Annotated in this window: 19 protein-coding genes; 12 read left to right on the top strand and 7 right to left on the bottom strand. The window is 71.9% G+C overall.

The window, feature by feature from the left end; all coding sequences use genetic code 11:
- The first annotated feature begins 189 nt into the window (after positions 1 to 189).
- The 3 genes from ACQP09_RS06635 to ACQP09_RS06625 all read left to right on the top strand — a co-directional run bounded on the left by ACQP09_RS06635 (position 190) and on the right by ACQP09_RS06625 (position 7,390).
- Entirely contained in the window at positions 190 to 921 is a 732-nt protein-coding gene (locus tag ACQP09_RS06635; RefSeq protein WP_327217715.1) for a VIT1/CCC1 transporter family protein, read from the top strand.
- 456 nt (positions 922 to 1,377) lie between these two features.
- Positions 1,378 to 5,937 carry a glutamate synthase large subunit gene (gene gltB / locus ACQP09_RS06630; RefSeq protein ID WP_433396708.1) on the top strand — a complete coding sequence of 1,520 codons (4,560 nt, stop codon included), beginning with the start codon at positions 1,378 to 1,380 and terminating at the stop codon, positions 5,935 to 5,937.
- Positions 5,930 to 7,390, top strand: coding sequence for a glutamate synthase subunit beta (locus ACQP09_RS06625; protein WP_433396706.1), 1,461 nt, complete (start codon positions 5,930 to 5,932; stop codon positions 7,388 to 7,390). The genes gltB and ACQP09_RS06625 overlap by 8 nt, the downstream gene beginning before the upstream one ends.
- Before the next feature lie 155 nt (positions 7,391 to 7,545).
- Here the strand turns inward: ACQP09_RS06625 and ACQP09_RS06620 are convergent, their stop codons facing one another.
- Entirely contained in the window at positions 7,546 to 8,454 is a 909-nt protein-coding gene (locus tag ACQP09_RS06620; protein WP_433396704.1) for a rhomboid family intramembrane serine protease, read from the bottom strand.
- A gap of 155 nt (positions 8,455 to 8,609) precedes the next feature.
- Here ACQP09_RS06620 and ACQP09_RS06615 point away from each other — a divergent pair, with 155 nt between their 5' ends.
- The 3 genes from ACQP09_RS06615 to ACQP09_RS06605 are packed head-to-tail and all read left to right on the top strand — an operon-like array spanning position 8,610 to position 10,460.
- Positions 8,610 to 9,359 (top strand): vWA domain-containing protein, encoded by a 750-nt coding sequence (locus ACQP09_RS06615; protein WP_433396702.1) that lies wholly within the window; start codon positions 8,610 to 8,612, stop codon positions 9,357 to 9,359.
- Positions 9,356 to 9,913, top strand: coding sequence for a HutD/Ves family protein (locus tag ACQP09_RS06610; protein ID WP_433396700.1), 558 nt, complete (start codon positions 9,356 to 9,358; stop codon positions 9,911 to 9,913). The genes ACQP09_RS06615 and ACQP09_RS06610 overlap by 4 nt, the downstream gene beginning before the upstream one ends.
- Before the next feature lie 55 nt (positions 9,914 to 9,968).
- Positions 9,969 to 10,460 carry a pyridoxamine 5'-phosphate oxidase family protein gene (locus ACQP09_RS06605; RefSeq protein ID WP_433396698.1) on the top strand — a complete coding sequence of 164 codons (492 nt, stop codon included), beginning with the start codon at positions 9,969 to 9,971 and terminating at the stop codon, positions 10,458 to 10,460.
- A gap of 75 nt (positions 10,461 to 10,535) precedes the next feature.
- Here the strand turns inward: ACQP09_RS06605 and ACQP09_RS06600 are convergent, their stop codons facing one another.
- The gene (locus tag ACQP09_RS06600; protein WP_433396696.1) at positions 10,536 to 11,522 is read right to left on the bottom strand and encodes an acyl-CoA dehydrogenase family protein; all 987 of its coding nucleotides are present in this window, start codon (positions 11,520 to 11,522) and stop codon (positions 10,536 to 10,538) included.
- Positions 11,522 to 12,667, bottom strand: coding sequence for an acyl-CoA dehydrogenase family protein (locus tag ACQP09_RS06595; protein ID WP_433396694.1), 1,146 nt, complete (start codon positions 12,665 to 12,667; stop codon positions 11,522 to 11,524). Before ACQP09_RS06595 ends, ACQP09_RS06600 begins: the two co-directional genes overlap by 1 nt.
- A gap of 89 nt (positions 12,668 to 12,756) precedes the next feature.
- Here ACQP09_RS06595 and ACQP09_RS06590 point away from each other — a divergent pair, with 89 nt between their 5' ends.
- The 5 genes from ACQP09_RS06590 (at position 12,757) to ACQP09_RS06570 (ending at position 17,596) form a co-directional block, all read left to right on the top strand.
- The gene (locus ACQP09_RS06590) at positions 12,757 to 13,539 is read left to right on the top strand and encodes an SDR family oxidoreductase (RefSeq protein ID WP_433396692.1); all 783 of its coding nucleotides are present in this window, start codon (positions 12,757 to 12,759) and stop codon (positions 13,537 to 13,539) included.
- Between the two features lie 30 nt (positions 13,540 to 13,569).
- Positions 13,570 to 14,181, top strand: coding sequence for a TetR/AcrR family transcriptional regulator (locus ACQP09_RS06585; protein ID WP_433396690.1), 612 nt, complete (start codon positions 13,570 to 13,572; stop codon positions 14,179 to 14,181).
- A 30-nt stretch (positions 14,182 to 14,211) separates the two neighbouring features.
- Positions 14,212 to 15,369 carry an acetyl-CoA C-acetyltransferase gene (locus ACQP09_RS06580; RefSeq protein WP_433396688.1) on the top strand — a complete coding sequence of 386 codons (1,158 nt, stop codon included), beginning with the start codon at positions 14,212 to 14,214 and terminating at the stop codon, positions 15,367 to 15,369.
- A 225-nt stretch (positions 15,370 to 15,594) separates the two neighbouring features.
- Complete coding sequence (locus ACQP09_RS06575; RefSeq protein WP_003969786.1) at positions 15,595 to 15,798, top strand: cold-shock protein; 204 nt, start codon at positions 15,595 to 15,597, stop codon at positions 15,796 to 15,798.
- 187 nt (positions 15,799 to 15,985) lie between these two features.
- Entirely contained in the window at positions 15,986 to 17,596 is a 1,611-nt protein-coding gene (locus ACQP09_RS06570) for a DEAD/DEAH box helicase (protein ID WP_433396686.1), read from the top strand.
- 135 nt (positions 17,597 to 17,731) lie between these two features.
- Here ACQP09_RS06570 and ACQP09_RS06565 read toward each other — a convergent pair whose 3' ends face one another.
- The 4 genes from ACQP09_RS06565 to ACQP09_RS06550 are packed head-to-tail and all read right to left on the bottom strand — an operon-like array spanning position 17,732 to position 21,206.
- The gene (locus tag ACQP09_RS06565; RefSeq protein WP_433396684.1) at positions 17,732 to 18,796 is read right to left on the bottom strand and encodes an NAD(P)H-dependent flavin oxidoreductase; all 1,065 of its coding nucleotides are present in this window, start codon (positions 18,794 to 18,796) and stop codon (positions 17,732 to 17,734) included.
- Positions 18,796 to 19,545 carry a CoA-transferase subunit beta gene (locus ACQP09_RS06560; RefSeq protein WP_433396682.1) on the bottom strand — a complete coding sequence of 250 codons (750 nt, stop codon included), beginning with the start codon at positions 19,543 to 19,545 and terminating at the stop codon, positions 18,796 to 18,798. Before ACQP09_RS06560 ends, ACQP09_RS06565 begins: the two co-directional genes overlap by 1 nt.
- Positions 19,542 to 20,453 carry a CoA transferase subunit A gene (locus ACQP09_RS06555; RefSeq protein ID WP_433396680.1) on the bottom strand — a complete coding sequence of 304 codons (912 nt, stop codon included), beginning with the start codon at positions 20,451 to 20,453 and terminating at the stop codon, positions 19,542 to 19,544. The genes ACQP09_RS06560 and ACQP09_RS06555 overlap by 4 nt, the downstream gene beginning before the upstream one ends.
- Before the next feature lie 3 nt (positions 20,454 to 20,456).
- Positions 20,457 to 21,206, bottom strand: coding sequence for an enoyl-CoA hydratase family protein (locus tag ACQP09_RS06550; RefSeq protein WP_432150797.1), 750 nt, complete (start codon positions 21,204 to 21,206; stop codon positions 20,457 to 20,459).
- Positions 21,207 to 21,302: 96 nt separating this feature from the next.
- Between ACQP09_RS06550 and ACQP09_RS06545 the strand changes: the two genes are divergently transcribed.
- Positions 21,303 to 22,229, top strand: coding sequence for an SDR family oxidoreductase (locus ACQP09_RS06545; protein WP_433396678.1), 927 nt, complete (start codon positions 21,303 to 21,305; stop codon positions 22,227 to 22,229).
- Positions 22,230 to 22,319: the final 90 nt, after the last annotated feature.

Below are 22,319 nucleotides of genomic sequence, written 5' to 3'. Positions count from 1 at the left end.
GCGGAGGGCGGTCGGAGGCGGGAAACGGGCAGAAAGGGTCCGGTCGGATGACGGCCGGTCATCCTGAGGCTGCCCTTTCTTCGCAGGTCAGAGGGGGTGTTAAGGCAGGCTTGCCTTCCTGGCGAAGATCGCCCGGCAGGCATACTTTGGACTTTGTCGAAAGTTGTACCGCATAGGGAGAAGTGAGCAGTGGCCATCATCGAGACCGACGCCGTCCTGCACGAGGCGCACCGGGACAACCACACCCACCGGGATGTGAACGGCGGCTGGCTGCGCCCCGCCGTCTTCGGCGCCATGGACGGCCTGGTCTCCAATCTCGCCCTGATGACCGGTGTCGCCGGAGGTGCGGTCTCGCAGCAGACCATCGTCATCACCGGGCTCGCGGGTCTGGCCGCCGGGGCCTTCTCCATGGCGGCCGGTGAGTACACCTCCGTCGCCTCCCAGCGTGAGCTGGTCGAGGCCGAGCTGGCCGTCGAGCGCCGGGAGCTGCGCAAGCACCCCCAGGACGAGATGGCCGAGCTCGCCGCGCTGTACGAGGCCCGGGGCGTGGACGCGCCGCTGGCCGGAGAGGTGGCCCGGCAGCTCTCGCGCGACCCGGAGCAGGCGCTGGAGATCCACGCCCGCGAGGAGCTGGGCATCGACCCGAACGACCTGCCCTCCCCGCTGGTCGCCGCCGTCTCCTCCTTCGGCGCCTTCGCGCTCGGCGCCCTGCTGCCCGTGCTGCCGTACCTCCTCGGCGCGAGCGCCCTGTGGCCCTCGGTGCTCCTCGCGCTGCTCGGCCTCTTCGGCTGCGGTGCGGTGGTGGCCCGGGTGACGGCCCGCAGCTGGTGGTTCAGCGGGCTGCGGCAGCTCGCCCTCGGTGGCGGCGCGGCGGCGCTGACGTACGGGCTCGGCACGCTGTTCGGTGTGGCGGTCGGCTGACGGGGGGGGCGTCCAGGGAACCGGGGCGTACGGCGTAACGGACCCGCCCGAACGGCTTAACCGCGCGGCAACCCGTGTGACGTACGTCTTGGCGCCGGACCCTGGGCGGGACGGGCTCCGCGGCCGTAAAATGAGTCTCTATGCAGGGCTACACATAAGTAGCCGTTACTCGGTGGTTTCGTTTCCTTTGCCGCCGGGCATGAGCCGTAGGCACCGCAGGCAACGACGCCTGCTCTCTGCGGGTCCCCGGGCGCCGATCCAGCCGACAGCGACCCACCCCCGGTCAGCCGGTCACCTCTGGTCACCCAGTCACTTCCGGTCACCGCGGTGTCCGTATGTTGGAACGAGCCTTCCGCTTCTTGAGAAGCGCCCCATCATGTAACCTGCACGAAATTTCGCAGAGGGCCAACGTCGTCCCTCGGCACTGCATATGCCACGACGACGACGGGAGAGCCGATGCGTATCGACGCCTGGTCGCCCATGGACGGTCGCCCCGCCCAGCAGGGGATGTACGACCCCCGTAACGAGCACGACGCCTGTGGCGTCGGGTTCGTGGCCACTCTGACCGGTGTGGCCAGCCATGAGCTGGTCGAGCAGGCGCTGACCGTTCTGCGCAACCTCGAACACCGCGGCGCCACCGGCTCCGAGCCCGACTCCGGCGACGGTGCCGGCATCCTGTGCCAGGTCCCCGACGCCTTCCTGCGCGCCGAGACCCCGTTCGAGCTGCCCGAGGCGGGTTCGTACGCCGTCGGTATCGCCTTCCTCCCCGCCGACAGCTCCACCGAGGCCGTCCGCACGATCGAGGAGATCGCCACCCAAGAGGGCCTCACCGTCCTCGGCTGGCGTGACGTCCCGGTCACCCCCGCACTTCTCGGCAACGGCGCCCGCGCCACCATGCCCGAGTTCCGCCAGGTCTTCGTCGCCGACGGCGAGTCCACCGGCATCGTCCTGGACCGCAAGGCGTTCGTCCTGCGCAAGCGTGCCGAGCGTGAGGCCGGGGTGTACTTCCCCTCGCTCTCCGCCCGCACCATCGTCTACAAGGGCATGCTCACCACCGGGCAGCTGGAGCCGTTCTTCCCGGACCTCTCCGACCGCCGCTTCGCCTCCACGGTCGCGCTGGTCCACTCCCGCTTCTCGACCAACACCTTCCCGAGCTGGCCGCTGGCCCACCCGTACCGCTTCGTCGCTCACAACGGCGAGATCAACACGGTCAAGGGCAACCGCAACTGGATGAAGGCCCGCGAGTCCCAGCTCGCCTCCTCCCTCTTCGGGCAGGCGCAGCTCGACCGGATCTTCCCCGTCTGCACCCCGGACGCCTCCGACTCGGCCTCCTTCGACGAGGTCCTGGAGCTGCTCCACCTCGGCGGCCGCTCCCTGCCGCACGCGGTGCTGATGATGGTCCCCGAGGCGTGGGAGAACCACGACTCGATGGACCCGGCCCGGCGCGCCTTCTACCAGTACCACTCCGCGATGATGGAGCCCTGGGACGGCCCGGCCTGCGTCACCTTCACCGACGGCGTCCAGGTCGGCGCGGTCCTCGACCGCAACGGTCTGCGCCCCGGCCGCTACTGGGTCACCGACGACGGTCTCGTCGTGCTCTCCTCCGAGGTCGGCGTCCTGGACATCGACCCGGCCAAGGTCGTCCGCAAGGGCCGCCTCCAGCCCGGCCGGATGTTCCTCGTCGACACCGCCGAGCACCGCATCATCGAGGACGACGAGATCAAGGCGTCCCTCGCCGCCGAGCAGCCGTACCAGGAGTGGCTGGAGACCGGCGAGATCGAGCTGAGCGACCTGCCCGAGCGTGAGCACATCGTGCACACCCACGCCTCGGTCACCCGCCGCCAGCAGACCTTCGGCTACACCGAGGAAGAGCTCCGCGTCATCCTCGCGCCGATGGCCCGCACCGCCGGTGAGCCGCTCGGCTCCATGGGCACCGACTCGCCGATCGCCGCGCTCTCCGAGCGCCCCCGGCTCCTCTTCGACTACTTCACCCAGCTCTTCGCCCAGGTCACCAACCCGCCGCTGGACGCCATCCGCGAGGAGCTCGTCACCTCGCTGCGCTCCTCGCTCGGCCCCCAGGGCAACATCCTGGAGCCGACCGCCGCCGCGGCCCGCAGCGTCACGCTGCCGTTCCCGGTGATCGACAACGACGAGCTCGCCAAGCTGATACACATCAACGCCGACGGCGACATGCCGGGCATGAAGGCCGCCACGCTGGCCGGTCTCTACCGGGTCAGCGGCGGCGGCGACGCGCTGGCCGCGCGGCTCGAGGAGATCTGCACCGAGGTCGACGCCGCCATAGAGGACGGCGCCCGCCTCATCGTCCTCTCCGACCGGCACTCCGACGCCGAGCACGCCCCGATCCCCTCGCTGCTGCTCACCTCCGCCGTCCACCACCACCTCATCCGCACCAAGCAGCGCACCCAGGTGGGGCTGCTGGTCGAGGCCGGGGACGTCCGCGAGGTCCACCACGTCGCGCTGCTCATCGGTTACGGCGCCGCCGCGGTCAACCCGTACCTCGCGATGGAGTCCGTCGAGGACCTGGTCCGCGCCGGCACGTTCATCGAGGACATCGACGTCGAGCAGGCCATCCGGAACCTGATCTACGCGCTCGGCAAGGGCGTCCTCAAGGTCATGTCCAAGATGGGCATCTCCACGGTCGCCTCCTACCGCGGCGCCCAGGTCTTCGAGGCCGTCGGCCTGGACGAGGAGTTCGTCGGGACGTACTTCAACGGCACCGCTACCAAGATCGGCGGCGCCGGCCTGGACGTCGTCGCCAAGGAGGTCGCCGCCCGGCACACCAAGGCGTACCCCGCCTCCGGCATCGCGGCCTCGCACCGCGCGCTGGAGATCGGCGGCGAGTACCAGTGGCGCCGCGAGGGCGAGCCGCACCTGTTCGACCCGGAGACGGTCTTCCGCCTCCAGCACGCCACCCGCAACCGGCGCTACGACATCTTCAAGCAGTACACGGACCGGGTGAACGAGCAGTCCGAGCGCCTCATGACGCTCCGCGGCCTCTTCGGCTTCACCTCCGGCCGGGCCCCGATCTCGATCGACGAGGTCGAGCCCGCCTCCGAGATCGTCAAGCGGTTCTCCACCGGTGCCATGTCGTACGGCTCGATCTCCCGCGAGGCGCACGAGACGCTCGCCATCGCGATGAACCAGCTCGGCGGCAAGTCCAACACGGGCGAGGGCGGCGAGGACCCGGACCGCCTGTACGACCCGGCGCGCCGCTCCTCCATCAAGCAGGTCGCCTCCGGCCGCTTCGGTGTGACCAGCGAATACCTGGTCAACGCGGACGACATCCAGATCAAGATGGCCCAGGGCGCCAAGCCCGGCGAGGGCGGCCAGCTGCCCGGCCACAAGGTCTACCCGTGGGTCGCCAAGACGCGTCACTCGACGCCGGGCGTCGGCCTCATCTCGCCGCCGCCGCACCACGACATCTACTCCATCGAAGACCTCGCGCAGCTGATCCACGACCTGAAGAACGCCAACCCCGTGGCCCGCATCCACGTGAAGCTGGTCTCCGAGGTCGGCGTCGGCACGGTCGCCGCCGGTGTCTCCAAGGCGCACGCGGACGTCGTCCTCATCTCCGGCCACGACGGCGGAACGGGCGCCTCCCCGCTCACCTCGCTCAAGCACGCGGGCGGACCCTGGGAGCTCGGCCTCGCCGAGACCCAGCAGACGCTGCTGCTCAACGGCCTGCGCGACCGCATCGTCGTGCAGACCGACGGCCAGCTCAAGACCGGCCGCGACGTCGTCATCGCCGCGCTGCTCGGCGCCGAGGAGTTCGGTTTCGCGACCGCGCCGCTCGTCGTCTCCGGCTGCGTCATGATGCGCGTCTGCCACCTGGACACCTGCCCGGTCGGCATCGCCACCCAGAACCCGGTGCTCCGCGACCGGTTCTCCGGCAAGGCCGAGTACGTCGTCAACTTCTTCGAGTTCATCGCCGAAGAGGTCCGCGAGATCCTCGCCGAGCTGGGCTTCCGCACCATCGAGGAGGCCGTCGGCCACGCCGAGCTGCTCGACACCGACCGGGCCGTCACCCACTGGAAGGCGCAGGGCCTGGACCTGGCTCCGCTCTTCCACGTGCCCGAGCTGCCCGACGGCGCGGTCCGCCACCGGATCGTCGAGCAGGACCACGGTCTGACCAAGGCGCTCGACAACCAGCTGATCAAGCTGGCCGCCGACGCGCTCGGCGCCGACAGCCCCGAGGCCGCCCAGCCGGTCCGCGCCCAGGTCGCCATCCGCAACATCAACCGCACGGTCGGCACCATGCTCGGCCACGAGGTGACCAAGAAGTTCGGCGGTGCGGGCCTGCCCGAGAACACCATCGACATCACCTTCACCGGCTCCGCCGGCCAGTCCTTCGGCGCCTTCCTCCCGCGCGGGGTCACCCTGCGCCTGGAGGGCGACGCCAACGACTACGTCGGCAAGGGCCTCTCCGGCGGCCGGGTGATCGTCCGCCCGGACCGGGGCGCCGACCACCTCGCCGAGTACTCCACCATCGCCGGCAACACCATCGGCTACGGAGCCACCGGCGGCGAACTCTTCCTCCGCGGCCGCACCGGCGAACGCTTCTGCGTCCGCAACTCCGGCGCGACCGTCGTCTCCGAAGGCGTCGGCGACCACGGCTGCGAGTACATGACCGGCGGCCACGCCGTCGTCCTCGGCGAGACCGGCCGCAACTTCGCCGCCGGTATGTCGGGCGGCGTCGCGTACGTCATCGACCTGGACCGCGACAACGTCAATGTGGGCAACCTCGGCGCGATCGAGGAGCTCACCGACACCGACCGGCAGTGGCTGCACGACGTCGTGCGCCGCCACCACGAGGAGACCGGCTCCACCGTCGCGGAGAAGCTCCTCGCCGAGTGGGACACCGCCGTGGCCCGCTTCAGCAAGATCATCCCGTCCACGTACAAGGCAGTGCTCGCCGCCAAGGACGCCGCTGAGCTCGCCGGTCTCTCCGAGCAGGAGACCACCGAGAAGATGATGGAGGCGGCGACCAATGGCTGACCCCAAGGGCTTCCTGACCACCGGACGCGAGGTCGCCCAGACCCGCCCCGTGGCCGAGCGCGTCAAGGACTGGAACGAGGTCTACGTTCCGGGCTCGCTGCTCCCGATCATCAGCAAGCAGGCCGGCCGCTGCATGGACTGCGGCATCCCGTTCTGCCACAACGGCTGTCCGCTGGGCAACCTCATCCCCGAGTGGAACGACTACGCCTACCGCGGGGACTGGACCGCCGCCTCCGAGCGGCTGCACGCCACGAACAACTTCCCGGAGTTCACCGGGCGGCTCTGCCCGGCCCCCTGCGAGTCGGCGTGCGTGCTCGGCATCAACCAGCCGGCCGTCACCATCAAGAACGTCGAGGTCTCCATCATCGACAAGGCGTGGGACAGCGGCGACGTCACCCCGCAGCCGCCCGAGCGCCTCTCCGGCAAGACCGTCGCCGTCATCGGCTCGGGCCCGGCGGGACTCGCCGCCGCCCAGCAGCTGACCCGGGCCGGCCACACCGTCGTCGTCTACGAGCGCGCGGACCGCATCGGGGGCCTCCTCCGCTACGGTATCCCCGAGTTCAAGATGGAGAAGTCGCACATCAACCGCCGCATCGAGCAGATGCGCCTGGAGGGCACCAAGTTCCGTACGGGGGTGGAGATCGGCCAGGACATCGACGCCGCGAAGCTCCGCCGCCGCTACGACTCGGTCGTCATCGCGGCCGGTGCCACCGTCTCCCGCGACCTGCCGGTCCCCGGCCGTGAGCTGGGCGGCATCCACTTCGCGATGGAGTACCTGCCGCTCGCCAACAAGGTGCAGGAGGGTGACCTGACGGTCGCCCCGATCCACGCCGGCGGCAAGCACGTCGTCGTCATCGGCGGCGGCGACACCGGAGCCGACTGCGTCGGCACCGCCCACCGCCAGGGCGCGGCCTCCGTCACCCAGCTGGAGATCATGCCGAAGCCGGGCGAGGACCGGAACGCCAACCAGCCCTGGCCGACCTTCCCGATGCTCTACAAGGTCACCTCCGCGCACGAGGAGGGCGGCGAGCGGGTCTACTCCGTCTCCACCACCCACTTCGAGGGCGACGAGGACGGAAACGTCGCGGCCCTCCACCTGGTCGAGGTCGAGTTCAAGGACGGTAAGCTGGAGCAGAAGCCCGGCACGGAGCGGCGCATCCCCGCGCAGCTTGTCACCCTCGCCATGGGCTTCACCGGAACCGACCAGTCCAACGGTCTGGTCCAGCAGTTCGGCCTGGAGCTCGACGCACGGGGCAACGTCGCCCGCGACGAGCACTACGCGACCAACGTCGACGGCGTCTACGTCGCCGGTGACGCGGGCCGCGGCCAGTCGCTGATCGTCTGGGCGATCGCCGAGGGCCGCTCCGCCGCCCGCGGAGTGGACCGCTTCCTGACCGGGACCAGCGCCCTGCACGCGCCGATCCGCCCGACGGACCGGTCCCTGCTGGTCTGAGCACCACCCGGGTTCCCCCTGGGCCACGCGGCCCGGGGGAGCCCCACAGAAACGTCCCGTACAACGGCGTACGGAACTGAACGCGGCGCCCGCCCGTCCCCGACCGGACTCAGTGGGCGCCGTGGCGCGTCCGGGGCCGGTTCGGCCCGGCGGGCTCAGCCGGTCAGTGCCGAGGTCTTCAGCGCCACCGCCACCGCGAACAGCCCCACCAGCACCACCGCACCCGCGAGCTGCACCGGCCAGGTCCGCAGCCGCGCCGGCGCGTAGGCGAGTCCGTACGTCACCAGCGCCCCGGTCAGCAGCCCGCCCAGGTGCCCCTGCCACGAGGTGAACAGCGCCGAGAGCACCATCCAGAGCAGGAACCCGGCCATGAACCGGTTCACCGCCGCCATGTCCCGGCCGAGCCGCCGGTTGATCACCCAGAACGCGGCGGCAAGACCGAAGACCGCACCGGAGGCGCCCACGGTGGAGGTGTCCGGGGCCAGCAGGTACACCACGACGGAACCGCCGACCGCCGACAGCAGGTACAGCGCCAGATAGCGGGCCCGGCCGAGCTGCCCCTCCACCACCCGCCCGATGTTCCACAGCGCGAACATGTTGAACAGCAGGTGCATCACCCCGAACGAGGCATCCGGCGGCAGGTGCAGAAAGGCCCCGGTCACCAGCCGGTACCACTCGCCGCCCGCGATGCCCGTCAGCTCGTACCCGGCGAACGTCTCGCCCCGGTAGTAGTACCGCTCCCCGTCCGGCCCGGTCAGCGCGGCGCCGAGCACCGCGAACCGGTCCACGATCTCCGGCCGCACCACCTCACCGAGGTAGGCCAGGATGTTCAGCGCCATCAGGACGTACGTCACCACCGGCGCCGCCGCCCCGGTCACCGCACCGCCGAACACCGTCCGGGCCTGCCGCACCGAGCTCCGGCCCTCCTTCACGCACTCGGCGCAGTGGTAGCCCACCGAGGCCTCGTGCATGCAGTCCGGGCAGATGGTGCGCTCGCAGCGGGTGCAGCGGACATACGTCTCGTACGACGGATGGCGGTAACACGTGGTGGCGGCGGCCTCCATGACCGGCTCCTTCACTGGGAGTGCGCTGCGGGGCCGGCGCGGGTCGGCGGCGATCAAGATAGCGAACCGGTACGGGGGACTCCGGTGCCGGGGCACCCCTATGCTCTAGGTCCGCAGAGCACGGACCGCACAACGGACCGCACAAGGGGGGCGCCATGCACGGCGTGAACACGGCGGCCGCCACCGGCCCGGCCATCAGCCTGGAGAAGGTACGGGAGACGGCTCCCGGCCTCGTCAGCCTCTACAAGAGCGCCGGCGTCTCGCTGGAGAAGCACGGACTGAACGGCCGGCGCGCGGCCGTCTACCTGGTCCTCGACTACTCCGGCTCGATGCGGGACTACTACAAGGACGGCACCGTCCAGGCGCTGGCCGACCGGGTGCTGGGGCTCTCGGCCCACCTCGACGACGACGGCCGGGTGCCCGTCGTCTTCTTCTCCACGGACATCGACGGGTTCGGAGAGGCCGGGCTGAGCGGCCACCACGGGATCATCGACAAGATCGTGGCGAACCTCGGGCACATGGGCCGGACGAACTACCACGCCGCCATGGACGCGGTCATCGACCACTACCTCGACAGCGGCTCCACCGAACCCGCCCTGGTCGTCTTCCAGACGGACGGCGGGCCCACCAGCAAGCTCGCCGCCGAGCGCTACCTCTGCAAGGCCGCGAAGCTGCCGCTGTTCTGGCAGTTCGTCGGCTTCGGCGACACCCGCAGCACCCAGTTCGACTTCCTGCGCAAGCTCGACGAACTGGCTGTTCCCGCCAAGCGGGTCGTCGACAACGCCGGGTACTTCCACGCCGGGCTCGATCCGCGGAAGGTCTCGGACGCCGAGCTGTACGACCGGCTGGTCGCGGAGTTCCCGTCCTGGCTGGCCGCCGCCGAGGCCCAGGGGATCGTCCGATGAATACGCGGATCCTGCGCGCTGCCGACCGTACGCCCGTCCCGTGGAAGAACGGCGGCGGCCTCACCCGCGAGGTGGCGGCCGCGCCCGCGGGAGCCGACGCGTTCGACTGGCGGGTGAGCCTCGCCGACGTCACCGCCGACGGGCCGTTCTCGCTCTTCCCGGACGTCGACCGCACGCTGACCGTCGTCGAAGGCGCGGGCATGGACCTCGTCGTCGGCGGCGAGCACCACATCGTCGACGAGCCGCTGTGGCCGCACGACTTCGCCGGCGACCGGCCGACCGACGGCTTCCTGCTGGCCGGACCCGTGGTCAACCTGAACGTCATGTACCGCAGGGGGCGTACGCGGGCGGAGACCGCCGTCGTCTGCGGCACCGTACGCCTCATGGCCCCGCCGGGCGGCGCGGTGCTGGCCCTCTCGCTGGACGACGGTGCCGTGCTCGACGGGACCGGTGTCCGGCTCGACCGCTACGACGCGGTGCTCGCCGAGGGCGGCTCGCCCGGGGTGCTGCGGACGATGGGCCAGGCGGTGGTCATCACGTTCTCGGACGTGTGAGCGGCCGGGGCCGGTCGGTGATACCGGACAGAAGGTGTCGGGTATCGGGTGTTCCATGGCGGCCATGACGTCTTCCGCACCCCTCTCCTGGAGCGGCTTCGCCGCCGCCGAGCCCGTCTTCGCCGACACCGTGCGCCGGCGCTTCCAGCTCTACAAGCACCACGTCCTCGCCACCGTCCGCGCGGACGGCTCACCCCGCGCCACCGGCCTGGAGGCCGACTTCCGCTTCGACGAGCTGCTGCTCGGCATGATGCCGGACTCCCGCAAGGCCTTGGACCTGCGCCGCGACCCGCGCTTCTCCCTCCACGCCAACCCGGGGCCCGACGCCGAGATGAACGACGGCGACGTACGCGTCAGCGGCCGGGTCGTCGAGATCACCGACCCCGAGTACCTCGCCCGCTTCGTCGAGGACGCCACGCCGCCGGAGCCCTTCCACCTCTTCCGGGCCGAGCTGACGGAGGCGGTCCGCATCGGGCTGGACGGCGACTTCCTGGTCATCGAGTCCTGGCGGCCCGGACAGCCGCTGCGCACGGCACGCCGGAAGTGACGCCGCTCGGGACCTGAGAGGCCTTCACTCCGTCAGGGCCGGAAGTGACGCCGCTCGGCGGGACCTGAGAGGTCCTCACCCCGCCAGCACCCGTGCCCGGCACGCCGACGGCGTCCCCCACGCGTCCCGCAGCGGCCGGGCCCGGCGCAGCCACCACGCCAGGTCCAGCTCCTCGGTGTACCCCACCGCGCCGTGCAGGTGCAGCGCGGTGCGGGCCGCCGCGTACGCCGCCTCGCCCGCCGCCACCTTCGCCGCCGCCACCGCAGCCCCGGCCCCGGGCGCGCCCTCGGCCAGCTCCACCGCCGCCCCGTACAGCAGCGGGCGTGCGAACTCCAGGCCGAGCAGGGTGTCCGCGAGGCGGTGTTTGACGGCCTGGAAGGAGCCGATGGGCACACCGAACTGGGTGCGCTGCTTGGCGTACGCCACCGTCGCCCGCAGCAGCGCCTCCCCGCAGCCGAGCGCCTGGGCCGCCGTCGCGAAGGTGGCCCAGGTGCCCGCCGCCGTCGCCGCCTCGCGCACCCGGGCCCCGGAGGCCGCCGCCTCGCCGCCCGCCTCCGGCCGGAAGAGCCGCCGCGCCGGGTCCATGGAGGACGTGGGCCTTCCGGGGCCCCGCGCCAGCCGCAGCTCGTCCCCGGCCACCACGAACACCGCCTCCGCCACATCGGCGTCCAGGGCGTACGGCCCGTACGCCCCCAGGGCCAGCGATGCCACCGCCGTACCGTCCGCGATCCCCGGCAGCCACTCCCCGGCCGCCGGACCGCCCACCGCGCCCAGCAGCACCGCCGCCGCCACGCTCTCCACCACCGGCCCCGGCACCCCGTGGCGGCCCAGCTCCACGAAGGCGACGGCCGTCTCCACCGGGAGCGGGCCCACACCTCCGTACGCCTCCGGCACCGCCAGCGCGAACACGCCCGCCTCCGCCAGCCGCCGCCACAGACCGAGCCCCGGCCCGTGATCGCCGGCGGCCCACGCCCGTACCACCGCAGGCGTATCGGACGCCGTCAGCAGCGCGTCCAGCGAGCGCGCGAACTCCCGCTGCTCGTCGGTGAGGAGAAAACGCATCACCGCCGTCCCTTCGGCAGACCGAGCAGCCGCTCGGCGACGATGTCGCGCTGGATCTCGTTGGTCCCGGCGTAGACCGGCCCCGCCAGCGCGAAGACGTACCCCTCCGCCCACGGCCCGTCCGCCGCCTCCGCGTCCGGGCCGAGCAGGTCGAGCGCGGTCTCGTGCAGCGCGATGTCGTACTCCGACCAGAAGATCTTGTTCAGGCTGGACTCCGCGCCGAGCGCCGCGCCCGCCGTGAACCGGGACGCGGAGGCGGCCGTGAACAGCCGGTACGCCCGCGCCCCGATCACCGCGTCCGCCACCCGGTCGCGCACCGCTGTGTCCGCCGGGTCGCCCGCCGCGCGCCACAGGGCCGTCAGCCGGTCGGCGGCGGCCAGGAAGCGGCCGGGGGAGCGGAGGGTGAGGCCGCGCTCGTTGCCGGTGGCCGCCATGGCGATGTGCCAGCCCCGGCCCGGCTCACCGATGACGTCCTCGTCCGGTACGAAGACCTCGTCCAGGAAGATCTCGGCGAACGCGGGCTTCCCGTCCAGCCGCCCGATCGGCCGGACCGTGACCCCGGGGTCCCGCAGCCCGAACATCAGGTACGTGAGCCCCTGATGCGGCTTCGCCGCCGCCGGGTCCGTGCGGAAGATCCCGAACGCCCGGTCCGCGAACGCCGCCCGCGACGACCACGTCTTCTGCCCCGACAGCAGCCAGCCGCCCGCCGTCCGCACCGCACGCGACCGCAGCGCCGCCAGATCCGACCCGGCCTCCGGCTCCGACCAGGCCTGCGCCCAGATCACCTCGCCGCCCGCAATCGGGGGCAGCACCCGGGCCCGCTGCTCGGCGGTGCCGTGGTCGAAGAGGGTCGGGGCGAGGAGGCTGATCCCGTTCTGGGAGACCCGGCCCGGCGCGCCCGCCGCCCAGTACTCCTCCTCGAACGCCAGCCACCCGAAGAGGTCGGTGTCCCGGCCCCCGTACTCCTCCGGCCAGGAGAGAGCCGACCACCCGCCCGCGTACAGCTCCGCCTCCCACTCCCGGTGCGCGGCGAACCCCTCCGCCGTCTCCAGGGAGGGGAGGGGCCGGGCGGGCACATGAGTGCGCAGCCATTCCCTCGCCTCGGCCCGCAGCGCCTCGGTCCGTGGTGTCTGCGCCAGATCCATGGGGCTGCCTTCCGTGAGGCCGTTCCCTAACAAGTGTTTGGTAGGTTAACGTACGGTCCAAGCACCGTCGAGGAGTGGGGGAGGGGTCGATGGGCGCGCCGGACTACCTGCCGGGCCACGGACTGCTCACCGGCCGCACCGCCGTCGTCACCGCCGCCGCCGGAGCCGGGATCGGCGGCGCCACCGCCCGCCGCCTCCTGGAGGAGGGGGCGCGAATCGTCATCAGCGACGCCCACGCCCGGCGGCTCAAGGAGAGCGCGCACACCCTCGCCGAGGAGTTCGGCGCCGACCGTGTCACCGCTCTGACCTGCGATGTCACCGACGAGGGCCAGGTGCAGGCCCTCTTCGCCCACGCCGAAGCCGCCCACGGCCGCCTGGACATCGTCGTCAACAACGCGGGCCTCGGCGGCACCGCCGAACTCACCGAGATGACCGACGACCAGTGGACGAAGATCCTCGACGTCACGTTGAACGGCACCTTCCGCTGCACCCGCGCGGCCCTGCGCTCCCTCAAGGCCGCCGGCACCGGAGGCGTGATCGTCAACAACGCCTCCGTCGTCGGCTGGCGCGCCCAACGCGGGCAGGCCCACTACGCCGCCGCCAAGGCCGGTGTCATGGCCCTCACCCGCTGCGCCGCGCTCGAAGCCGCCGACTACGGCGTACGCGTCAACGCCGTCGCCCCCAGCCTCGCCCTGCACCCGCACCTGGCCAAGGTCACCTCCGCCGAGCTGCTCGCGGAGCTGACGGAGAAGGAGGCCTTCGGGCGGTACGCCGAGCCCTGGGAGATCGCCAACGTCATCGTCTTCCTCGCCAGCGGCTACTCGTCCTACATGACCGGTGAGGTCGTCGCCGTCAGCAGCCAGCATGCGTGAACGCGGCGGTGGCGGGCGGACAATGGACCGGTGCCTACCAAGAAGAAGCCCCAGGTGACCCCCACCCCCGAACGGCGCCGCGAACTCCTCGCCACCGCCGCCGAGGTCTTCGCCGCCCAGGGATACAACGCCACCACCGTCCGCCGCATCGCGGACGAGGCGGGGATGCTCGCCGGCAGCCTCTACTACCACTTCGATTCCAAGGAATCGATGATCGACGAGATCCTCTCCGCCTTCCTGGACGAGCTCTGGCAGGGGTACGACGCCGTCCTGGCGGCCGGACTCGGCCCCCGCGAGACCATCGAGGCACTGGTCACCGAGTCCTTCCGGGAGATCGACCGGCACCGCCCCGCCGTCGCGATCTACCAGAAGGAGTCCAAGCACCTCGCGACCCAGCCGCGCTTCGCCTACCTCACCGACTCGCAGACGAGGTTCGAGAAGGCCTGGCTCTCCACGCTGGAGCGCGGCGTCGCGGAAGGCGCCTTCCGCGACGACCTGGACATCCGCCTCACCTACCGCTTCGTCCGCGACACCGTCTGGGTCGCCGCCTCCTGGTACCGGCCCGGCGGACACCACAGCCCCGAGGAGATCGCCCGCCAGTACCTGTCGATGGTGCTGGACGGGATCGCCCTGCGTACCTAGCCCCCTCTCGATGACCGAGGAGCAGCAGCCATGGCCGAGGCCTACATCGTCGAAGCGGTACGGACACCCGTCGGACGGCGCAAGGGAGGCCTCGGGGCCGTCCACCCCGCCGACCTCGGCGCCCATGTGCTGCGCGAGCTGATGGCGCGCTCGGGCGTCGACCCGGCGGCCGTGGAGGACGTCGTCTTCGGCTGCCTGGACACCGTGGGACCGCAGGCCGGCGACATCGCGCGTACGTCATGGCTGGCCGCCGGGCTCCCCGAAGAGGTGCCGGGCGTCACCATCGACCGGCAGTGCGGCTCCTCCCAGCAGGCCCTCCACTTCGCGGCCCAGGGCGTCCTCTCCGGCACCCAGGACCTCGTGGTGGCGGGCGGCACGCAGAACATGACCCAGATCCCCATCGCCTTCGCCTCCCGCCAGGCCGCCGAACCCCTCGGCCTCACCGAGGGCCCGTACGCGGGCAGCGAGGGCTGGCGCGCCCGGTACGGCGACGCGCCCGTCAACCAGTTCCACGGCGCCCAGCTCATCGCGGAGAAGTGGGACATCAGCCGCCGGGACATGGAGGAGTTCGCGCTCACCTCCCACCGGCGGGCCGTCCGCGCCATCGACGAGGGCCGCTTCGCCCGCGAGACCGTGGCGTACGGGGACGTCACCGTGGACGAGGGGCCGCGCCGTGACACCACCCTGGCCAAGATGGCCGCCCTCAGCCCCGTCCTGCCCGGCGGTACGATCACCGCTGCCTGCTCCTCGCAGGTCTCCGACGGGGCCGCAGCCCTGCTCATCGCCTCCGAGCGGGCCGTCGCCGAACACGGCCTGACCCCGCGCGCCCGGATCCACCACCTCTCCGTACGGGGCGAGGACCCGATCCGCATGCTCTCCGCGCCGATCCCCGCCACCGCGTACGCCCTGAAGAAGACCGGCCTCACCATCGACGCCATCGACCTCGTCGAGATCAACGAAGCCTTCGCGCCGGTCGTCCTCGCCTGGCTGAAGGAGACCGGCGCGGACCCGGAGCGCGTCAACGTCAACGGCGGGGCCATCGCGCTCGGCCATCCGCTCGGCGCGACCGGCGCCAAGCTGATGACCACGCTCCTGCACGAACTGGAACGCACCGGCGGCCGGTACGGGCTCCAGACCATGTGCGAGGGCGGCGGCCAGGCCAACGTCACCATCGTCGAGCGCCTGTGACGGTCTCCTCCCGCTGCGGCGTGGCGTGATCCACCACCGGCGGGGAGGACGTGCTACGGTGTTCCCGTTGCAGTTTTGGTACCCATGAACTTTATGTGCGCCTGACGGGAATGCTTCCTCAGGCGCTTTATTGTTTTCCGGCTTTCTCCGGATGGGGCTCAATGCGGCGACTTGGAATCCGTAAAGTGCGGGTTCTCGGCACTGCACCTGTTTTAGGAGAATGACATGGCCACCGGCACCGTGAAGTGGTTCAACTCGGAAAAGGGCTTCGGCTTCATCGAGCAGGACGGCGGCGGCGCCGACGTCTTCGCCCACTACTCCAACATCGCCACCTCGGGCTTCCGTGAGCTCCAGGAGGGCCAGAAGGTCTCCTTCGACGTCACGCAGGGCCAGAAGGGCCCGCAGGCGGAGAACATCGTCCCGGCCTAATTGCCGCGACGCGTACCTCGCTGACCGGGGCCCGCACCGTGAAGGTGCGGGCCCCGGTTTGTGCTGTCCGAGCAACAACCCGTTCTGTGCGCGCATCCTGGGGGCGCACGACAAGCGGTAGGACAAGCACATCGGCAGTGATCCGAATCCGTAGTTGCCCAGGAATCCCCCAGGAGGGCAATTCCGTATGACCCGCTTCGAACGCCAGGACCGCACCCCCCGCTCCCGCCCCGCCCGTGGCGGCGGCGCTCAGGCACCGTCGGGCAACCGGGGTGGCGGCGCCCGTTCCAAGGCCCCGGCCCGTCGCCGCGCCACCCCGCCGCAGGGCGAGTTCGCGCTGCCGGAGACGGTGACCCCCGCGCTGCCCTCCGTCGACGCCTTCGCCGACCTCGACATGCCGGCCGCGCTCCTGAAGACCCTCGCCGCGCAGGGCGTCACCGAGCCGTTCCCGATCCAGGGCGCGACCCTGCCGAACTCGCTGGCCGGCCGGGACATCCTCGGCCGTGGCCGCACCGGCTCCGGCAAGACCCTCGCCTTCGGCCTGGCCCTGCTCGCCCGCACCGCCGGGCGCCGCAGCGAGCCGCGCGCCCCGCTGGCCATGGTCCTCGTCCCGACCCGTGAGCTGGCCCAGCAGGTCACCGACGCGCTCACCCCGTACGCCACCGCCGTGAACCTGCGGCTCGCCACCGTCGTCGGCGGCATGTCGATCACCCGGCAGTCCGCCACGCTGCGGCGCGGCGCCGAAGTGCTCGTCGCCACTCCGGGCCGGCTCAAGGACCTCATCGAGCGCGGCGACTGCCGGCTGGACCAGGTCTCCATCACCGTCCTCGACGAGGCCGACCAGATGGCCGACATGGGCTTCATGCCGCAGGTCGTCGCCCTGCTCAAGCAGGTGGAGGCGGACGGGCAGCGGATGCTGTTCTCCGCGACCCTGGACAAGAACATCGACCGCCTCGTCAAGATGTTCCTCACCGACCCGGTCGTCCACTCCGTCGACCCGTCCGCCGGTGCGGTCACCACGATGGAGCACCACGTCCTCCACGTCCTGGACGAGACGGACAAGAAGGCCGTCGCCACGAAGATCGCCGCCCGCGAGGGCCGCGTGATCATGTTCGTCGACACCAAGCGCGCCGCCGACCGATTCGCCAAGCGGCTTCTCGCCAGCGGTGTACGGGCTGCCGCCCTGCACGGCGGCCGCTCCCAGCCGCAGCGCAACCGGACGCTCGACCAGTTCAAGAACGGCCAGGTCACCGCGCTCGTCGCGACGAACGTCGCCGCCCGCGGCATCCACGTCGACGACCTCGACCTCGTCGTCAACGTGGACCCGCCGACCGACCACAAGGACTACCTCCACCGCGGTGGCCGCACGGCCCGCGCCGGGGAGTCCGGCAGTGTCGTCACGCTGGTGCTGCCCGAGGAGAAGCGGGAGATGACCCGGCTGATGCAGGACGCGGGCATCGCGCCGCGCACCACGCGGGTCACCTCCAGCGACGAGGAGCTGTCCCGCATCACGGGGGCGCGTGAGCCGTCGGGGATCGCGATCGTGGTCGAGGTCCCGCAGCCGACGCCGCCGAAGCAGCGGACGCGGTCGGGCGGTTCGGGTTCGGCCGGCTCCGGCGGCGGCACGGTGCGCTCCGGGAGCCGGGGCCGGGGACGGCGGGGTTCCGGTGCGGGTGGCGCCGGTGGCGGTGCCCAGGGGGGTGGCGCGGGTCGTTCCGGCGGTGCGGCGCGCTCCGGTGGCGAGTCCCGTGGTGCGGGCCGCTCCGGTGCGGCTACGCGGGGGCGTCGCGCCGCGTAGCGGCATTTCAAGCCGTCCGGCACGCACCCAGTCGTCCGGCGCCGCTTGAGGACCGGGGCCACTTCCAGCCGTCCTCAAGCGCCGGACGGGCTGGAGATGACCCCGGTCGTCCGGCGCAGGACCGACGTGGTGTCCTCAAGCGCCGGACGGGCTCGAAGTGGCGCCCAGGGCCGCGAGGGTCCGCTCCGCCTCCGCCATCACCCGCCCCACCAGCACCCCCACGCTCGGCAGGTCCTCGATCAGGGCCGCCACCTGGCCAGACGCCATGATGCCCGCATCCGCGCGGCCGTCCACCATCGCCGCCCTCAGCAGCATCGGTGTGTTCGCCGCCATCAGAACCTGGCTCCAGGCCAGCTCCTTGCCGTGCCGCAGTGCCAGACCGTCCCGCACCATCCCCGGCCAGCTCAGGCCCGAGATCCGCCGGAAGCGGGCGGCCTGCCGCACCGCGCGGGACAGGGCGCGGACCCGTCCCGCACCCTCCAACTCCGCCACCATCTCCGTGCGAAGCATCCGGTGCGGGAGCCCGTCCACGGCGGTCGTCAGCGTGATGTCCCTGACCCCGGCCGCCAGATACCGCGCCTTCACCGCATCCGGCACCGTCGAGTCCGAGGTCAGCAGGAACCTGGTCCCCATCGCAACGCCCACCGCCCCGTACGCCAGCGCCGCCACCAGCCCACGCCCGTCGTGGAACCCGCCCGCCGCGATCACCGGGATGTCCACGGCGTCGACCACCTGTGGCAGCAGCACCGTCGTCGCCACGCTTCCCGTGTGGCCGCCGCCCTCGCCGCCCTGCACGATCACCGCGTCCGCGCCCCAAGCCGCCACCTTCTCCGCATGCCGCCGGGCCCCCACCGACGGGACGACCACCACGCCGGCGTCCTTCAGCTCCGCGATCAGCTCCTTCGACGGGGCCAGCGCGAACGACGCCACCCGGACGCCCTCCTCCACGATGATCCGCACCCGCTCCCGCGCGTCCCCGGCGTCGGCGCGCAGGTTCACCCCGAACGGAGCGTCCGTCCGGGACCTCACCTCCCGTACGGCGGAACGCAGTTGGTCCGGCGTCATCGTCGCGGAGGCCAGGATGCCGAGCGCCCCGGCCCGCGCGGTCGCGGTGACCAGGCGGGGGCCGGAGACCCACCCCATCCCCGTCTGCACGATCGGGTACCGCACCCCCGTGAGTTCCGTGAGCGCCGTGCGCATCAGGCCCGCACCTCGCGGTTCCGGGTGCCCGAGGGGTCGATGACCTCGCGGATCAGGGCGAGTTCGGCGGGGGAGGGGTCGCGGGTGTACGGGACGTCGGCGGGTACGGTCAGGGCGAAGCCGGTCGCTTCGCGGACCTGGTCCACCGTGACGCCCGGGTGGACCGAGGCCAGCCGCATCGAACGGTCCGGGGTCGCGAAGTCGAACACCCCGAGATCGCTGACGACTTGAGGGATGCGGTGGAAGCGCGTGGCGGAAGGGCCCGCCGCCTCGGCCCGGTCGTGACCGACCCCGCAGACCATGTCGACCCGCTCGACGAAGACCCGGGCCGAGTGCCGGGGGATCCAGTAACTCACCGGGTTGTTGAGTGTGTTGACCGGTGCTCCGCGTACGCCCAGGAGTTGACGCGTGGGCTGTTCCCAGTCGCCGACGCAGGAGATGTTCTGGTTGCCGAACCGGTCGATCTGGCTCGCGCCCATCATCACGTGCCGCCGCCCGCCGGTGACCAGGGTGAGGTGCTTGCGGTACGGGAGCCACCCTTCCACCTCGCCGTCCGCGTCGACGATCATCGCCTCGCCGTCGGTGAGCAGCAGTTCGGGTGCGAAGGTCAGCCGGGCCAGCCGCGCGCCGACGGACGGGACCGCGCCCATCGGGCTGGCCAGGATCTCACCGTCGCCGCGCCAGGCCTCCGCGCAGGCGATCACGCAGTACTCGGCGCGGGTGATGTCCTTGACGGCGGATGGGGTCATCTCTGCTCCTCGTGCCATGTGCGGACCGCCTGGTGGTAGCTCTTCTCGTCGCCGTCGGGAGGCAGGAAACGCGCGCTGAACTCGGCCCAGGCCGCCGGATCCGCCGCCGCGGCCGCGTACGCCTTCTGGAACGGCTCGTCGCGCGGCTGGTCGGGAACACATGAGGTGAAGTGCGCGCCGCCCGGTGTCTCCGCCACCCCGGTGACGGAGTGCCGTTGGACGAGGAGGGTCTGCGGCGCCACGGACCTCTTCGTCAACTCCACGGTCTCCACCAGGCGTTCGCAGGAGACGTACGCCTCGTCCGCCGCCTCGCAGAACAGATCGTCGAAGTACGGGTCGGGGCCCAGGTACTGGCCGTTGCCCAGCCGGTCCGCCCGGTTCAGGTGGACCAGTGCCGCGTCCATCCGCAGGGCCGGCATCGCGACGAACTCCTCGCCGTCCTCGTACGGTGAAGTCACCGTCCGCAGCTCCGGGTTGACCCGCATCACATCGGAGCCGAGCCCCGCCCGCACCGGCAGGAACGGCAGCCGGTTCGCCGCCGCGTGCAGCCCCCACAGGAACATCGCCTCGTCGATCTCCGTCAGCGCGAACGCCCCGCGCTGCCGGGCCGCCCGGTAGTGCGGCTCCAGCGGGATCGAGTCGAGCGTCACGAACGCCGTGACCAAGCGGGAGATCCGGCCGGCGGCGGCGAGCAGCCCGACGTCCGGGCCGCCGTAGGAGATCACCGTCAGATCGGTGACGGAGGAGCGGAGCAACGCCCGCACCAGAGCCATCGGTTTGCGCCGTGAGCCCCAGCCGCCGATGCCGATCGTCATGCCACTGCGCAGCCGGGCGGCCACCTCGTCAGGCGTCATCGTCTTGTCGCGCGCGGCGGACACCGTACGGGAGCGGGCTCGGTCGGCATCCATCTCTCAGGCCTCCTTGCCGAAGGCGGCGCGGACCCGGTCGGCGGTCCCGGACAGGCTCGCCTCGAAGGTGAAGCCCTGTTCGTAGCGGTAGCTCCGGCGTACGTCGACGGGATCGATGCCGTTGAGCGCGGCCTTCGCCAGCCGCAGCAGGTGTCCGTCCTTACGTGCGATCTCCACGGCCAACTCCAGCGCCGCGGCCGGCACTTCCTCCGGAGGGACGACCCGCCAGACCGAGCCGTGGGACAGCAGCTCGGCCGCCGTCACCGTGCGCGCGGTGTAGTACAGCGTCCGCATCAGGTGCTGCGGGACCAGCCGGGCCAGATGAGTGGCCGCCCCGAGCGCGCCCCGGTCCAGCTCCGGCAGGCCGAAGACCGCGTCCTCGCCCGCCACGATCGCGTCGGCGTTCCCGACGAGGCCGACACCACCGCCGAGGCAGAACCCCCGCACGGCGGCGACGACCGGGACCTCGCACGCGTACACGGCCTCGAACGCCTCCGCACAGCCCCGGTTGACGCCGATCAGGGAGCCGGCTCCCGGGTCGCGCTGCAACTCCTTGATGTCCACACCGGCGTTGAAGCCGCGCCCGGCGGCGGCCAGGACGACACACCGTACGTCCGGGTCGCGGCCCGCGGCCCGGACGGCGTCGGCCAGGTCGTACCAGCCCTGTACGGGAAGGGCGTTGACGGGTGGGTGGTCGACGGTGACGACACACACGCCTTCGGCGCCGGCCGGATGTGCGGTGGAGACAGTCATCGGAGGATCAGCTACCTTTCCACCAAACATTTGTTAGGTGGACGGTAGCAGTCACGCCTCCGGCCGCCAACCAGGCCCACGCGAACGGGAGATGCGATGACCTCATCCACCAGCGGACGGCTCTGCGCGGGCCGGGTCGTCGCCGTCACCGGCGCCGGACGCGGCCTCGGCCGGGCCCACGCGCTCGCCTTCGCCGCCGAAGGCGCCCGGGTCGTCGTCAACGACCTCGGCGTCGGCCCCGGCGGCGACGGCACCTCCGCAGGACCCGCCCGGCGGGTCGTCGAGGAGATCGTGGCCGGGGGAGGGGAAGCGGTCGTCCACGACGGCGACATCGCCACCACCGAGGGCGCCGCCTCCCTCGTCACCACCGCACTGGACGCCTTCGGCCGCCTCGACACCCTGGTCAACAACGCGGGCTTCCTCCGCGACCGGATGCTGGTCAACCTGGAGGAGGACGACTGGGACGCGGTCATGCGCGTCCACCTCAAGGGCCACTTCCTGCCGCTGAAACACACCGCCGCCCACTGGCGCTCCGAGGCCAAGGCGGGCCGCCCGCCCGTCGCCCGGGTGGTCAACACCAGCTCCGGCGCCGGACTCCTCGGCAGCGTCGGCCAGAGCAACTACGCGGCCGCCAAAGCCGGAATCGTCGCCCTGACCCTGGTCGCGGCCGCCGAACTCGGCCGGTACGGAGTCCACGTCAACGCCCTCGCCCCGGCCGCCCGGACCCGGATGACCGAGCAGACCTTCGCCGCGACGATGGCGGCCCCGGGAGAAGGGCGATTCGACGCGATGGCCCCCGAGAACGTCTCGCCCCTCGTCGTCTGGCTCGGCTCATCGGCCAGCGACGGCGTGACCGGCCGCGTCTTCGAGGCCGAGGCGGGCCGCATCACCGTCATGGAGGGCTGGCGCCCCGGCCCCACCGACGACCGGCGCGCGCGCAGGTCCCCGGCCGAGGCGGGAGAGGCGGTGCGCCGGCTGCTGGGGGACGCGGAGGCGCCACAGCGGGTGTACGGGACGTCGTAGGAGAAGGCCCGGACCACGGGTCGCGGGGAAACTCGCTTGCGGAGGCGTCCGCGCTCCCGGTATCCAGCACAGGACACCGAGGAGCGCACG

The sequence above is a fragment of the Streptomyces sp. CA-146814 genome (genome assembly GCF_050942385.1).
In the GTDB taxonomy this organism is placed as follows: domain Bacteria; phylum Actinomycetota; class Actinomycetes; order Streptomycetales; family Streptomycetaceae; genus Streptomyces.
This window is presented reverse-complemented; position numbering and strand designations above follow the sequence as displayed.